Genomic DNA, 15103 nt, shown 5'->3' on the forward strand with positions numbered 1-15103 from the left:
GGTCAAATCGTCCTTCGCGGTAATCAGCGCATGAATACACGGGTCAGGAAGCAGTACTGCCGGTTGCGGCAGCAAGGACAAACCAACGCACTGCACTCGCCTGACTGACACCAGACCGTTCAGTCGCCTGACATCGCGACAGACCATTCGATACAGCCGCAACAACACGTTCACGAAGATCCAGAGACAATGTACGTGATGACATCCGCAACTGACCCCCATCCCGACTCAGATCGCAACCAATTCGGGAATCCCAACTTTTTCATTCAGCGCAGCAAACGCTCTAATACTCGTGCCGAAAATGAGGCCATACTGATATCAAAACGTTTCGGGGGAACGATCTAACAACGGAAGAGCGGGTATCCCAACTAAGTCACGCCAAGACGAAAATACATAACATCAAAAGGCTCGGCCGTTGCCTCATGGCACGAAATTTTTGATGTCAAATTTCCGAATTCCACATCTGCTGGCCCCTACTCAATCGCTTCATCGCGCTCGGTATCCCGATCACACAAACCGCTCTGGAAAATAAGAGCACACCAAAGAATTTTCCCCGGCCAATTCCTATTTTTTGCGCCAGAATATAGAAAAAATTATAAAATTCGGATATAATTTCTACTATATGAGGCTAAGAGTACGAATTTTTGAGCGTGAAAAAATTTCTTCTTGAGAAACAACAGGAATTGATGATTGAACACGCTCAATTATTTTTCTTATTGGCAATCTAATACTACCACTTACCACAATAACAGGGGTCTCGCCCTGTTTCAGGGAATTATCAATACACACTCTCATACGGGACACAAACTCATTCATCTTAGATGGCGGAAGATTTATTTGTTTATTTTCACCAGATCCCACCAAGTGATCAGAAACTATACTTTCCCATTCCGCACTTAACGAAATAACAGCAATATACCCCTGCGCTCCCGTGACAGATGCGCTTATCTGACGAGCCAAACGACACCTAACATGTGAAACCAAGTTCACTACAGTCTTATATCCTAGACTACACCCCTCTTGCAGAGCTTCTAAAATACTTACTAGATCCCGAATGGAAATACGTTCATCTAAAAGACATTGAAGTACACGCTGAATCATACTTACAGATATTTGCGAAGGAACTAAGTCGACGATTAATTTTTGTTGTTCTCGTGGAAGTTCGTCCAGCAGTTTCTGAGTTTCAGCATAAGTGAGAAAATCCGCAATATTATCTTTCACCAACTCAGTGAGGTGAGTAACAATTACACTCGTAGGATCCACAACAGTATATCCGCGAATAATGGCATCTTCCCGTTGATTTTGATCAATCCAGAGTGCGGGCAAACCAAATGCCGGCTCGTTAGTCATGTCTCCATCAATATGGATCTCACCTCCTTTCGGATTCATTACGAGGAGTTTGTTAAGTCTTACATCGCCGCGCCCGACTTCTATCTCTTTTACATGAATTGAATAAGCGTCTGGGGGAAGACTCAGGTTATCTTGAATACGAACAGGCGGAAGTACAATTCCCATATCACCAGCAATAGTTCTTCGTAATATTTTTATTTTTTCCGTCAATCGAGCTCCCTCTCCACTTGCTATAGCGAGAAGGTTGAATCCCAATTCCAATCTAAGAAGATCAATTTTTAGACTTTCTGAAATAGATACTTCTGCGGGAGTATTATTTTCAGGTATCGAAATAGTTTCGCTGTCATCACCATAACTGACAGGTGCGTTATAACGAGCCCAAGCTGCAACTCCGGACAATAATCCCAAAAATAAAAACGGTAATGTAGGCAACCCTGGTATCAGGGCTAATACAAGCGCACTGCCCGAAGCCAGCGCCAAGGGTTTTGGATTTCCACCTAACTGACGAACTAACGCTTCGTCCGTCCCCCCTTCCGTTCCGCCCTTAGTAACTACAATACCGGAAGCTGTAGAAACCAAAAGCGCTGGGATTTGTGAAACAAGGCCATCACCGATGGTCAATGTCGTAAAAGCTGTCACTGCATCAGAAAGAGACATACCATGGCGCATAACACCTATTATTAAACCGCCAACAATATTAATTGCTGTAATTACCAAACTTGCAATTGCATCACCTCGAACAAATTTAGCAGCTCCGTCCATAGCGCCGTAAAATCCACTTTCCTCCTCAAGCTCTTTACGCTTCTTACGAGCGATCACATCGTTAATAGTCCCAGATGATAGTTCGGCATCAATTGCCATTTGCTTTCCCGGCATCGAATCCAAAGAAAATCTTGCCGCCACTTCAGCAATACGACCTGAACCTTTGGTAATAACCATAAAATTAACCACAAGGAGAATAGAGAATAGTATGCCGCCGATAACGACGTCTCCCCCCATAAGAAAACCGCCAAAAGCGGCCACTACATGCCCAGCTGCGTATATTCCCTCAAATCCACGACTTAGAATCAAGCGCGTAGTGGCAACTTCAAGTGACAGCCTCAAAAGAGTAGTCAAAAGCAAAAGGGTGGGAAAAGATGTAAAATCCAAAGGTCTATTTAAAAAAAGAGCCACCATCAAAACAAGTATAGATGATGTAACAGATATAGAAAGACCGATATCCAATATAAAAGTCGGCAGAGGTAGAACCAATATAGATAAAAGCGCAGCTATGGCCAGTGCAAGTCCTATATCTGATCCGGGAATCCATTTGTTTATGAAGCTGAATCTTTTCGACAAACCAAAGACCTGGGATAAGGAATTTAATTTTTTAGAGATTTTTTCCATTTTTGCCATATCGATCATCATATTATACATAAGAAATATTTTATATTATTTATCTGACTTTATTATTTCTGTCATAGTTACACCAAGACGTGTTTCATCAACCATAACGACTTCACCTCTTGCTATCAGTCTATTATTTACCAAAATATCTATTGGGTCTCCAATCTTCCTATCCAATTCTACTACGGCGCCTCGCCCCAATCGCAATAATTGACTAATCGGCATTGCAGACCTTCCAAGGACAGCACTAACTGTTACAGGTATATTATAAATGGCACCCAAATCATGAGGACTCTTATATTCTTCTGAATTTTGTGAAAAATCATTATTTTCTGCATTGAAATCTTCTTTTTCTCGGTCCATGGTATTATTCTCCTTATTTTTCTACATTAGAGTTATTTAGTTTTTTTTCTATGTCTTCCATGATTATTCTTACATCATGCGTTAAAATGCCATTATCCCAAAAAATCTTAAAATCTCCTTTTTGTAAATTTTCATCTAATACTGTTGTAGTTATTGCATCTGATCTATTTATTATGTATTCATGTATGTTTTTATAAAGATTTTCACAGCAAGTGATTTTTATTTTATCTCTTGTTTTCAATAACGGAATTACGTTTTTTATATATTCTTTAGATTCCTTTTCTCCGTATTGTCTCATTAAGTTTAAAAACATTGAAAACGCTATTTGATATATTTTTTCCCCTGCTTCCATGAAAATAATATCAAATCTATTTCTAATTTTATTATTTATATCTTTTTCTATATCAAGTATTTTTTCTTCAATTAACTTAATAATATTATATTTTTCTTTATCCATATTATTTTTTGATAATATTTTCCCTTCCTCGAAACCTTTGCGGTAGCTTTCTTCGCATAAAGATACCTCTTTCACATCTGTTTCATTTATTGTATTATCTTTGTCTTCATAAAAAGTTTTCTCTGGAGATGGCATAATATCGAAATCCTCAAGATATAATGAATTTCTTGGCTCATTATCCTTTATGAATTTATTATCCATCAAACTATCATTTCATTTCCAGGCTGCTCATGATCAATTATATCAATTTCACCTCGCTCTATAAGATCTTTTGCAATAATGAGAATTTCATTCTGGGCCGTATCGACATCTTTGACACGAACAGGTCCCAAATCTCCTATTTCATCCAAAAGAATACGACCTGCTCTTTCGGACATAGAAGCAAAGAAAGCCTGTCTCAACTTATCACTGGCGCCTTTAAGAGCTAATGGTAGACTCTCCCTAGATATTTGATTCAAAAGAATTATTAAGCTTTCCGCCGATAGATTAACAAGTTCTTCAAATGTGAACATAAGACTCTTAATTTGTTCCGCATCCTCATGGCTACGCTCATCAAGAGCATTCATGAACCTACCTTCAAGACGCCGATCGAAGTTATTAAATATTTCTGCGAGGACTTCGTGGCTATTACGATTTATGCCCCTGGGAATATTAGAAACAAATTCAGATCTTAACGTTTTTTCAATATTTTGAAGAATATTTTTATGTATATTTTCCGTTTTTAACATTCTCATCATGATATCGAGAGAAAAATCTTCAGTAAATAGTGCCAATACCTTTGCTGCATGGGCAGGCTTCACTCTACTCAAGACTACTGCTACAGTTTGAGGATATTCATTTTTTAGATAATTAGCTAAAACTGTTTCAGATACATTTCCCAGCTTATCCCACATTGTTCGACCAGCTGGCCCGCGAATTTCCTCCATAATCGCGGCAGCTCGATTAGCGGGCAAAGCGTTTTTCAGCAGTTTTTCGGTGCTCTCTAAATCACCTATAAGCCCCTCTGCTGAGCCAAGTCCTTGACTAAATTCATGGCAAACTCTTTCAACAAGTGTTGCCGAAATCATTCCAAGCTGTGCCATTGCTGAAGAAATTTCTCTTATTTCTTCTTCATGCATCTGCTCGAAGAGACGAGAGCAATTGTCTTCACCCAAAGCCATCATGAGAATGGCAGCCTTCTGAACACCAGAAATGTTTTTTTCGATGTTCATTATCGCGCCAATCCTCCCTCAGGAGGCATTAACCAACCTCGTACCAGTGAAATACTTTCTGATGGATGCGTCTCCACAAGATCTATAACTTTTTGTACAGAGGACGCTCTAATCCGTCCTTGAACTCCATTTACCGACACCGTCTTTTCTTCCAGAGGCTCCGCGTTAACATAAGATGGTCCCGTCGAAGCGGGCAGTTGGTCCGAAGTCATAATTACAGAACTATCTAGATTTTCTTGCTGTGATGAAATTCCAGATTCCGCACCGACACTAGAGCCGGGTGGTGAAAGCAGAGCAGAGTTATTCTGTTTGCCCACAGGGCGCAGCAATGGCCGGACCACGAAGAACAAGACCATGCCAAGACAGATTACAAACAATCCAAACCTTACGGCCTCCATTTGATTGGATCGACTTAAGAATTTTTCCCAGGCCGAAGCCGATGGTTTCATGTCTGTCTCGACATCATTGAACTTCATAGACATCACTGTCACGATGTCTCCACGGTTTTGATCAAAGCCAATTGCACTTTTCGTTAAAGCGGTTAGACGCCCCAGTTCTTCAGAACTTCGGGGCTGCCAGACTGTATGTCCCTTGACGTCAGCTTGGCTAATCCCGTCGACCATTACCGCCATACTAATCCGCGAAATTCGTGGCTGATCCTGGATCAAAGTCCGAACTGTTTTACCAATCTCATAGTTATTAGTCTGCTCTTGCCTACTACTCTGACTACCGCTCTGTTGTTGTCCTGCATTAGCATTAGGAAGGTTGTTTGATACCGTAGTATTTGTATTTCCTTGCGTATTGATATTTTTTTCACTTTTTGTTTGCTGCGAACGAAGAACTTGCTGATCGGGATCATAGCTTTCTTGTGTCTCACGCACCTTATCGTTATTCATCGAAATGTTCGTCTCAACACGGACATGCCCCGGGCCTAATGAAGCTCCAAGCAAATCTTCAACTTCCCGAGCCACACGTTGTTCTATTGATCTTCGCTGCTCTTCCGGAGATTGACCACCGCCCAACGCCCCTTGTCCCTCTTTCAGTAGAACATGCCCCCTATTGTCTATAAGGGAAATATTTCGGGCATCGAGACCAGGTACCGCGGCGGAAACAAGATTTACAACTGCAGAGATATTCTCTTCATCCAAACGACGACCACCGTCCATGGAAAGAAGAACACTCGCCTGAGCACTCTGTTCGTCAGTTGAAAATAGTTCCCTGTGACGCAGAACAAGGTGAACACGCGCATTCCGTACACCGTGTATAAGACGAATTGATCGCTCTAATTCTCCCTCAAGTGCACGCGTTTCATTAATGGTTTGCTCGAACTGTGTGGCTGTAAAACCATTACCTTTGTCGAAAATTTCGTATCCAACCGAACCGCCCGAAGGCAACCCGTTTTCGGCGAGCATAAGCCGAGCGCGGGCTACGTCATCTTCGGCCACCATGATTGTACTACCTTGGTCTTCAAGACGATATTTGATATGTGCCTTTGCAAGCTGATCTACTATTTCGCCAGCTTCGTGAGCTTCGAGATCGCGGTAGAGCAGTCCGGTCGTAGTATTCATGCCATGCATGACCAAGACACCGAGCAGGATCAACATCGCTGTACCGACGCCACCTAGAGCAGCCAGGCGGGGCAAGCCCAGTTGTTTGAGATTCGTCAGAAGCGCTTTCACCGTTTGCTCTCTTTTCCCATGACCGGTGAGGCGTGGCCTTTACAAGCTGCTTCAGGAAACTCTTTCCGTTTTTGCCGCATGTACAAACCCTCCTCATAAACGGACTATCAATGAGGCTTATTGTGGAATAAAAAGGTTAACACGCGCCTAACAAGCTTTTTGGCTTTCCCTTAAATCACGCTCCCGAAAAGCCTGTTAGAGCGGTCATATCGATCTTGACCCCCCCCATATCGACATCAACACCTGTCGAAGTTTTTGAAACACCCGTGACCAAGCCAGTTACCGTTGTCGGAAGTGCAACGCTGCTGCCATCCGTAGAGCTTCCCTCAACAGCGACGTTATAGGCGCCATCTGTTAGCTGAGTTCCACTGTTGGTAGTACCGTCCCATTTCCACGTGTTGATCCCTGTTGTCGCGCTGACTGTCTCTGACTTGACAACGGTGCCCGAACTATCGGTCACCGCAATCGCCACGTCTCCTGCCTGAGGCGCAGTGAACGAAAGAGATGCTGCGCCACTCTGCAAGGGTAGACTCGAACTACTCGCCGTTGTCGTCTTGCCAATAAGACTCACCGCGGATGCCATTTGATTGTCCTGTGTCGCTGAAATGAGACTCGTAAGATTTGTATTGGTCTCAACTTGCTGCTGAACGCCCGCAAACTGGGCCAGCTCGGCTGTGAACGAATCTGTACTTGTTGGATTGCTAGGATCCTGATGCTGCAACTGCGTTGTCAGCAAAGTAAGGAACTGATTGAAATTCCCTCCTAGCGACGATAGGGAACTGCTTGAGCTACTTGCAGATGTCGACGCACTAGAAGCTGAATTTGTTACAGCATTACTTTGTGCAGCTGAAATAGCGTAGCTCAAAAGAGACGCACTTACTGACGTACCGCTAACGGAAGAAACCATGATTTATTCCTATTCTAAACAGTAAAATCTACAACACTGCGTAATGTACGACGCTCGTGTCTAGACATTGAATTTTGGGAGGTTTTACTATGAGAGACGCTTGCTGAATGATTATCGTCGCCAAATCGATTCTCATCAGAGGCAAATTCTAGAAACGCCCCTTTTGAGAGATTGATCTGAATATTTGACGGAACCATCGAATTTAGGTCAGGAATAGATACTGAATTCTCGCTTAACGCTGCAATTAAAGTACCCTGATTATCTTTGAGTGACTGATAGATTTCCGGATTATCCGTATCGATGTGGATACGGTTTTCTTTATTGGAATTTCCGCTGATCTGAACATGGACCTTTTCGTGTGATCCCACATTCATCTCAATATGAGTTGTTGTAACACCATTATCAGTTTTTTGATAAAGAAGTGGTTGCTGCACAGATTTATGAGATAACTGCGTTTCCGAGAGACCTGTTTCGTCCGTATTTTGATCTGGAAAAGCCGAAAACTTTTCACTCGACGGTTCAGTGCCGTGAGTCTCGTCAGCAGTATTTTCTGTTTGGGGCGACGAAACATTTTCCGTGAGTACTGATATTTCAGAATGCTCATTCGTTGCCGATACGACTGTTGCATCAGATCCAACCGCAAACTCTCTATTTTCTGGAGTAAGCGAATTATCACCCTCTTTTCCGGCACATGAAAGAGTGGCATCCGTTATAGTATCCTCAGAGAGAACAGGTTGTTCTTCCGAAGTTTCAGGCCCCGATATTTCCGGCGTAACGGGGCCTGAGTTGGATGTCGCTGGTGCTGGCAAAGCAGACTCATGCTGCGCCGAGGTCGAAATCAGCTTTCCTGCAGAACCTGATTGTTTGATTTCAAGCCCCTTTTGTAAAGATACAGGCTGTGAATTGTCCGGACTTTGATCCGGCTCCTGCACGTTGATAGAATCCTGGCCCTCTTGCTGGCTACCTTCAGAAGAAGTCGATTCGGTTACAGAATGAAATTCATCTGCAAGACCGTTTCCACTTGAAGCACGGGCAAAATCGTTTTTACCGGCGTCCTTTATCTCCTGTTGTACTCTCGGAAATTTTTCCGACGGCGTCGTCGGATCGTTATCCAAGTATTGCTGCTTGGAAGGAGACAGTCTGCCGGTCTGCTCTTCCTGATCAAGGAGCGCATGCGCCGGCGCCTTTGAGTACACGTAACTTTCGAGTAGGTCATGGAAACGTTCATTGGACGCAAGCTGCACCTCGGGCGCAATTGCACTGCGCGCCACTCCGACCGTCTGTAGCGTTACGGGTGTCGTGACCTGTGACAATAGGTGTGCCTCCGGATCCGCTGAAGATTGGAAATCCGCGAATTTGATGGCACAAAAAATGTAAAGAAAGCGTTTAGCTTACAGAAGAACGCATGATGCAACTCGCCCACTATGGGCACTTCCCTCTGCGGGCTGCGCCACCTTTCCGGACGGCCTATTGAAAGCTACATGGCTTCCCGAGAGAGTTAAATCAAAAAACCGGCGACGTTCATGGACGAATGGCATCATACGCAGGCGAGCCTGCAAACGGGCCGCGTGGAATTGCTGGAACGCTTGGACAGACAGGCGGCATCCCGTCCAGAGCCAGGGCCTGGACTGTATGTGTGGCCGTTGAAACTAGCCCTCTCACAGCCAACTTCTGGTTTAATCGGACGCTTGCCAGAAACTCATCGGGCAGGATGACTGTCGTGCCGTCACGAAGTTTGACACCCTTGGGGGTAATCCCCGAAACAATTCCCTGCGTCACTGGCAGAGGCGTCATATCATAAACGCAGGGCGCGGCCTTAGCCACGCAGAAAGAAGATGCCAGCAGCAGACTGACGAGAACGAACTGTTTCAATGTCTGAAATGCCTCATGCCAGTGAATACCATGGCGATGCCCGCTGCATCTGCCGCGTCGATCACTTCCTGATCACGAATGGAACCGCCCGGCTGAATAACTGCCACGGCTCCGGCTGCAACGACGCTCTCCAGACCGTCTGCGAACGGAAAGAAAGCATCCGAAGCGGCAACTGAACCCTGTGTCAGCGGCGTATGTTCGCCCGCTTCCTTTGCCGCATCCTCACTCTTGCGAGCAGCAATCCGCGCACTGTCAACACGGGACATCTGCCCTGCACCAATTCCGACTGTCGCGCCGTTTCGGGCGTAAATGACAGCATTGGATTTCACATGCTTGGCGACCCTGAACGCGAATAGCAGGTCCTTCATTTCCTGTGGGGTCGGGGCCCGTTTCGTCACGACCCTGAGATCTGCTTCAGTCACACGACCTGCGTCACGCGTCTGGGCCAGAAATCCCCCCGCCACAGAACGGAACGCCAGACCTTCAGCTTCAGGATCAGGCATCCCGTTCGTCAAAAGCAGACGCAGATTTTTCTTACGTTCCAGAATTTCGACAGCTTCTGCGTCAGCATCAGGTGCTACGATCACTTCCGTAAAAATCTTGCTGATGCGCTGGGCTGTTGCCGCGTCCAAGGGGCGGTTAACCGCCACGATGCCACCAAACGCCGAAACGGGATCACAGCGCAGAGCTGCAATCCAGGCCTGCTCCAGAGTCGTGGCGGAAGCGACACCACACGGATTCGCATGCTTGACGACCACAACTGTTGGCTCATCAAACTCGGCAACGGCTTCAAAAGCGGCGTCTGTATCATTGATGTTGTTATAACTCAGGGCCTTGCCCTGAAGCTGACGCGCACTCGCAACCCCGTAACGCTGGCTGCCGTCACGATAGAATGCTGCTTTCTGATGCGGGTTTTCACCGTAACGCAGAAGGTCGTCTCGTGTCCCGCTGAGTGTCAGCACGGGGGGAAGGATTTCACCCGCCTGCTTTGCGAACCAGCGGGAGATCATGCTGTCGTAAGCAGCCGTATGAGCGTAGGCAGACGCCGCATAGGCCCGACGTTCGGCCAGAACGGTTCCCCCCTGCCCGACAGATGCGATAACTGCAGCATACTGCTTCGGGTTCGTCAGGATTGTGACATGATCGAAGTTCTTTGCTGCGGCGCGGATCATGGCGGGACCACCAATATCGATATTCTCGATACAGTCTTCGTCCCCGGCACCAGACGCTACGGTCGCGGCAAAGGGATAGAGATTCACACAGACCAGATCGATCGGCGCAATGCCATGTTCCGCCATTTGGTCGACATGGGCCGGAAGATCACGACGCCCGAGAATGCCACCATGCACCTGCGGGACGAGGGTCTTGACCCTGCCATCAAGAATCTCGGGAAAACCCGTGTGATCGGACACATCCTTAACTGTCAGGCCCGCATCCCGAAGAGCCTTTGCTGACCCTCCCGTCGAGAGCAGTTCCGCACCGTGGGCGGCGAGTGCACACCCCAGTTCGATCAGTCCCGTCTTGTCAGAAACGGAAAGAAGGGCGCGACGGACGGGGAGTCGGGTCTCAGTCATGATGAGAATGAAATATCCTTCAAAACATGTCCACGCAACCGCGAGTGATGCGCGAAAGGAGAAACATGACCCTTAACAGGTCTGTTTCCAGAAAATCCTGCCCAACCCAGAAGGCAGAGAATGGGCACAAGAAGCATGATTTCCCCGATTCCGCCAGTCCGGACATAGGGCCAGAGCGAAACCCGTGACCGGCTGAGCGGGGCAAGAAACTGGCACCCTCCCGTCGGCAGGTCCGCAGCAATATGGGTTGCCACTCCAAGCAGAAGCGCACCCCACGGGCCACGCAGCCCCTCAGATCCTGCAAAAGCGTCCACCGCGGCCATCCCAAGCAGCAGCATCAGACCCGAATGTGTCAGACCCCGATGCCCGAAAGTCTTCGCGAGAAAGCGGGAAAGAAACTTCAGACGGCTTCCCAGCATGGAGCGCTCGGTGTCGAGATCCGGAAGAAGGCTGCCCAAAAGCCCCGTACAAACGGAAAACGGCTCAGGCGATAACATATGCCAACGCATGGCACACAGGACGGCAAAGCCGCCAATCAGCAGGTGGGAACGTCCAGTCACATGCCCTTATGATCAGCTTCCGTCTACGCCGCAAACCTTTTGTTCATAAAATGTTCTGCCCGAAATCTTAACAACAGACTGTCACGGGCGCAGGCTAGTCCACACGCACCCGTGACGCAGAGATCTGGCCCAGTCGATCAGACTTTTAGTAGTGCCGCTGCCGTTGCTCTCTGCCGGACTGTATCCGCATCGAATGTTCCAGCCGTCACCCATGACCCCCCGACGCATCCCACGAACGGCAGAGCAAGCCACTCCGGCGCACTGTCTTCCGTAATGCCACCTGTAGGGCAGAAACGAACACTGCTGCCGAATACGCTAGCCAGACTCTTGAGTGCCGGAATTCCGCCGTTTGTCACAGCCGGGAAGAACTTGAAACGCGACAGCCCCAGATCAAGCCCACGCATGATGTCGCCGGCATTGGCCACCCCCGGCAGGAACGGGACATCATGGGCAACGGACGCCTTCGCAAGAGCCTCGGTCAGACCGGGACTGACGATAAAGCGTGCCCCTGCCTGCACGGCACGATCCATATCTGATGGATTGAGCACGGTTCCAGCGCCAACAAGCGCGCCCGGCACTTTCGACATTTCCTGAATGGCCTCAAGAGCGCAGGGCGTCCGCAGCGTAACTTCAAGTGTCGACAGCCCGCCGGCGACCAACGCTTCAGCCATCGGGCGGGCCTGGGCCACATCATGGACAACCAGCACCGGCATGACCGGACAACGGCTCATGACGGCGTCAAGTTTGGCAGTATCGATCATGGGAAATCTTCCTTAGTGAATATCGTCGCCGACGGCTTCGATCACGCGATCCATCTGGGCCAGCATCGCAGAACCGCCCGCTTCAGCCGGATCATGCACTGAACGCATCAGTGCGAACAACTCACGCCCTGTTCCCAGAGCCGGGAGCGGCGGGGCGACAGGCTTGCGGCTGTTCCATTCCGCCGCATCCACCAGAACCTCGATCTGTCCCGTCACGGCGCAAACCCGGATCATGTCCCCGTCCTTCACGCGGGCGATCGGGCCACCAACCTGCGCTTCCGGCCCAACATGAATGGCCGCCGGCACCTTGCCGCTTGCACCGGACATGCGTCCATCCGTCAGCAGAGCCACCTTGAAGCCGCGATCCTGAAGCACACCCAGAGTCGGGGTCAGCTTGTGCAGTTCCGGCATGCCATTGGCTTCCGGCCCCTGGAACCGGACGACAACGACGACATCACGTTCGAGCTCGCCGCTCTGATAGGCCGTGATGACATCGTGCTGGTCCTGAAAAACCCGCGCAGGCGCTTCAACTGTCAAATGCTCAGCCGCAATAGCGCTGCTCTTATAGATTGCGCGCCCCAGATTTCCCGTCATCAGACGCATACCACCATCCGGGCGGAACGGCGAAGACACGTCCCGCAGGATATCCGTATCCGTTGAGGGCTTCGCATGACTGTAAACAAGTTCCTCGCCCTCAAGAGAGGCACGGCACGCGTAGTCGGAGAACCCGCCGCGGGAAACTGTCAGAATGTCCTTGTGCAACATTCCAGCGCGCGTGAGCTCGGCGATGACGGTCGGCATGCCCCCAACGCGATTGAACGCATTCACGTCTTCAGACCCGCTCGGATAGACACGGGTGATCAAGGGGACGACAGACGACAGGCGACTGATATCCTCCCAGTCAATCTGAATTCCCGCTGCGCGGGCGATGGCGGGCAGGTGGATCGAATGGTTAGTCGAACCGCCCGTGGCGAGAAGGCCAACCGCAGCATTCACAATGGCCTTTTCATCCACGCAATGTGCCAGCGGACGTACGTCCTCACCATTCAGGCCGATTTCAGCCAGACGATGGATTCCCGAGCGCGTCATGGCCTGACGCAGCTTCGTATTGGGATTGATGAACGCCGAATCCGGCATCATCAGCCCCATGATCTCGACCATCATCTGGTTCGTATTGGCAGTGCCGTAGAACGTGCAGGTACCCGGGCTGTGATAAGATGCGTTTTCCGCCTCCATCAGTTCGTCCTGGCCAACCTTACCCTGAACATAAAGCTGCCGGATGCGCTGCTTTTCCTTGTTCGGCAATCCAGAAGGCATCGGACCAGCGGGGATCAGCATGGTTGGCAGATGACCGAAGCGCAGCGCCCCCATCAGCAGGCCCGGAACGATCTTGTCACAGATCCCCAGAAGAGCCACGCTTTCAAACATGCCATGGCTCAGCCCGACCGCTGTGGACATCGCAATCACATCCCGGGAAAACAGCGAAAGCTCCATACCTTCCTGCCCTTGGGTGACACCATCGCACATCGCCGGGGCACCCCCGGCCACCTGGGCCGTCGCCCCAACCTCGCGGGCGAACAGCTTGATCTGCTCCGGATAACGGCCGTAAGGCTGGTGCGCCGAAAGCATGTCATTGTAAGTCGTGATCACACCGATATTGGTCCCGGTGGGACGCATCAGTTCAGGTTTGTCCGGACTAGACGCTGCAATGGCATGGGCCAGATTGCCACAGGCGAGTTTGGGCCGTAGCACGCCTTTGGCCCGGTTGCGCTCCATGAGGGCAAGATACCGGCGCCGAGAGACTTTCGAACGCTCGATGATACGGGCAGTCACACTCTCGACGACGGAATTCAGGGACATCTGGAAATACTCGCTGCTCGGCTATGCCTGCGATGCACTTGGGAAAGGCCGACTTTCCCCGTGCATGCACGGTATCGTGATTGAGGCCCCGTACATACGGAATGCCTCTGACCAGAGCAAGCCATCGACCAAACGAAAGTGCCGATATCTCCTTTTTTATTTCAAAAAAATCAGCATATAAGTTTGTAAGTTGCAAAAATAACACCGCATGAGAAATAAAACGAATTACATATGTTACGAGCCGTTTTCTGAACTCCAAAGACTTTTTCCAATGAATACACCTCCGTCTTCACGAGAGATCAGGAGAGCGACCCCAATCACTAAATGATCGGTAATTTGCCCAATCAGGGCCTATGAAATAACTCTGACAATCAGAAACAAATATTCATGGAGACGTTATAATGAAATTTATTCCGGCCCTCGCTGCGATTTCAGCCCTGATTTGTACATCGCCGGTTGCAAAAGCCGATTCACTTCATACCCATTGGGAAAAATTCAAAGCTCATCGCGCCTTTCATCATCTTTCCGCCGATGGACAGCGCGCCTTCCAAGATATTCTCAAAGCCCGGGATATCCTTCAGACCACCGGCAAGACCGAAGCCGCCATTCCGGCTCTCTATGATGCGCAGAAGCGTCTTACTGCCGCCGTGAAAGCCGACAGGACTTTCCAAGCCGCCGAAAACGACCTGCACCCCGCCCCACAACATCCCCTGTCAGCCAATCATCAGCCTGTCACAGGTCAGACCGACTGGCTCCCTGTCGGCGGTGAGTTCATCGTCAGCGAGACACTAGCTCCAGAGAAAAAGACTGCCATCGCCTCTGCAAATGCGCAGCTCAAATCAGGCAACACGGATCAGGCGGCAGAAACGATGAAAGTTGTTGGCGAAGATGCCGATTTCATTCTGGCTCTCGCCCCGATCACTCCAGTTCAGGGTGCTCTCTATCGGGCCACAGTCTTTACCGAGGGCCATCACCCGAATGACGCTGTGGAGGCCTTAAATCAAGCTCTCGATTCCGTCATCTTTGTTTCGGAAAATACCCTCGCATCACAACAGCCGGCTGCTCCGGCTCAATAATTTTCCGGCATAAAGCAAAAAAAGAGCGGTGCAGACCTGATCTGCAC

The 15103-nt window shown here is 49.0% G+C and carries 13 protein-coding genes; 1 reads left to right on the forward strand and 12 read right to left on the reverse strand.

Features of this window, described 5'->3' with window-relative positions; genetic code table 11:
• Positions 1-618: 618 nt before the first annotated feature.
• From flhA to edd, 12 genes are all read right to left on the reverse strand, one after another.
• The gene (gene flhA / locus GKA01_RS11390) at positions 619-2757 is read right to left on the reverse strand and encodes a flagellar biosynthesis protein FlhA (protein WP_228120040.1); all 2139 of its coding nucleotides are present in this window, start codon (positions 2755-2757) and stop codon (positions 619-621) included.
• A gap of 24 nt (positions 2758-2781) precedes the next feature.
• A complete protein-coding gene (gene fliN / locus GKA01_RS11395) occupies positions 2782-3099 on the reverse strand; it encodes a flagellar motor switch protein FliN (RefSeq protein ID WP_146863081.1) in 318 nt (105 codons plus the stop codon).
• Positions 3100-3112: 13 nt separating this feature from the next.
• On the reverse strand, positions 3113-3757 hold the full coding sequence (locus GKA01_RS11400; RefSeq protein WP_146863084.1) for a FliH/SctL family protein: 645 nt from the start codon (positions 3755-3757) through the stop codon (positions 3113-3115).
• Complete coding sequence (locus tag GKA01_RS11405; protein WP_167506369.1) at positions 3757-4767, reverse strand: flagellar motor switch protein FliG; 1011 nt, start codon at positions 4765-4767, stop codon at positions 3757-3759. Before GKA01_RS11405 ends, GKA01_RS11400 begins: the two co-directional genes overlap by 1 nt.
• Positions 4767-6446: a flagellar basal-body MS-ring/collar protein FliF gene (gene fliF, locus GKA01_RS11410; protein WP_146863090.1), complete on the reverse strand. Its 1680-nt coding sequence runs from the start codon at positions 6444-6446 to the stop codon at positions 4767-4769. The genes GKA01_RS11405 and fliF overlap by 1 nt, the downstream gene beginning before the upstream one ends.
• A gap of 175 nt (positions 6447-6621) precedes the next feature.
• Positions 6622-7353 (reverse strand): flagellar hook assembly protein FlgD, encoded by a 732-nt coding sequence (locus GKA01_RS11415; protein ID WP_146863094.1) that lies wholly within the window; start codon positions 7351-7353, stop codon positions 6622-6624.
• Between the two features lie 14 nt (positions 7354-7367).
• On the reverse strand, positions 7368-8624 hold the full coding sequence (locus GKA01_RS11420) for a flagellar hook-length control protein FliK (RefSeq protein ID WP_146863097.1): 1257 nt from the start codon (positions 8622-8624) through the stop codon (positions 7368-7370).
• Between the two features lie 250 nt (positions 8625-8874).
• Complete coding sequence (locus GKA01_RS11425) at positions 8875-9225, reverse strand: hypothetical protein (RefSeq protein WP_146863100.1); 351 nt, start codon at positions 9223-9225, stop codon at positions 8875-8877.
• Complete coding sequence (purH, locus tag GKA01_RS11430; RefSeq protein WP_146863103.1) at positions 9222-10799, reverse strand: bifunctional phosphoribosylaminoimidazolecarboxamide formyltransferase/IMP cyclohydrolase; 1578 nt, start codon at positions 10797-10799, stop codon at positions 9222-9224. The genes GKA01_RS11425 and purH overlap by 4 nt, the downstream gene beginning before the upstream one ends.
• Complete coding sequence (locus tag GKA01_RS11435; RefSeq protein ID WP_146863107.1) at positions 10796-11359, reverse strand: metal-dependent hydrolase; 564 nt, start codon at positions 11357-11359, stop codon at positions 10796-10798. Before GKA01_RS11435 ends, purH begins: the two co-directional genes overlap by 4 nt.
• A 137-nt stretch (positions 11360-11496) precedes the next feature.
• Complete coding sequence (gene eda / locus GKA01_RS11440; protein WP_146863110.1) at positions 11497-12120, reverse strand: bifunctional 4-hydroxy-2-oxoglutarate aldolase/2-dehydro-3-deoxy-phosphogluconate aldolase; 624 nt, start codon at positions 12118-12120, stop codon at positions 11497-11499.
• A gap of 12 nt (positions 12121-12132) precedes the next feature.
• The gene (edd, locus tag GKA01_RS11445; protein WP_146863113.1) at positions 12133-13980 is read right to left on the reverse strand and encodes a phosphogluconate dehydratase; all 1848 of its coding nucleotides are present in this window, start codon (positions 13978-13980) and stop codon (positions 12133-12135) included.
• 401 nt (positions 13981-14381) lie between these two features.
• Between edd and GKA01_RS11450 the strand changes: the two genes are divergently transcribed.
• Complete coding sequence (locus GKA01_RS11450; RefSeq protein ID WP_146863115.1) at positions 14382-15056, forward strand: YfdX family protein; 675 nt, start codon at positions 14382-14384, stop codon at positions 15054-15056.
• Positions 15057-15103: the final 47 nt, after the last annotated feature.

It is taken from the genome of Gluconobacter kanchanaburiensis NBRC 103587 (assembly GCF_007988905.1).
GTDB lineage: Bacteria > Pseudomonadota > Alphaproteobacteria > Acetobacterales > Acetobacteraceae > Gluconobacter > Gluconobacter kanchanaburiensis.

Bases quoted from the DNA above. Each gene is read 5' to 3' on its own strand.
- flhA (WP_228120040.1), bottom strand. From the start codon at position 2,757: ATGATGATCGATATGGCAAAAATGGAAAAAATCTCTAAAAAATTAAAT.
- fliN (WP_146863081.1), bottom strand. From the start codon at position 3,099: ATGGACCGAGAAAAAGAAGATTTCAATGCAGAAAATAATGATTTTTCA.
- GKA01_RS11400 (WP_146863084.1), bottom strand. From the start codon at position 3,757: ATGGATAATAAATTCATAAAGGATAATGAGCCAAGAAATTCATTATAT.
- GKA01_RS11405 (WP_167506369.1), bottom strand. From the start codon at position 4,767: ATGAACATCGAAAAAAACATTTCTGGTGTTCAGAAGGCTGCCATTCTC.
- GKA01_RS11415 (WP_146863094.1), bottom strand. From the start codon at position 7,353: ATGGTTTCTTCCGTTAGCGGTACGTCAGTAAGTGCGTCTCTTTTGAGC.
- purH (WP_146863103.1), bottom strand. From the start codon at position 10,799: ATGACTGAGACCCGACTCCCCGTCCGTCGCGCCCTTCTTTCCGTTTCT.
- eda (WP_146863110.1), bottom strand. From the start codon at position 12,120: ATGATCGATACTGCCAAACTTGACGCCGTCATGAGCCGTTGTCCGGTC.
- edd (WP_146863113.1), bottom strand. From the start codon at position 13,980: ATGTCCCTGAATTCCGTCGTCGAGAGTGTGACTGCCCGTATCATCGAG.
- GKA01_RS11450 (WP_146863115.1), top strand. From the start codon at position 14,382: ATGAAATTTATTCCGGCCCTCGCTGCGATTTCAGCCCTGATTTGTACA.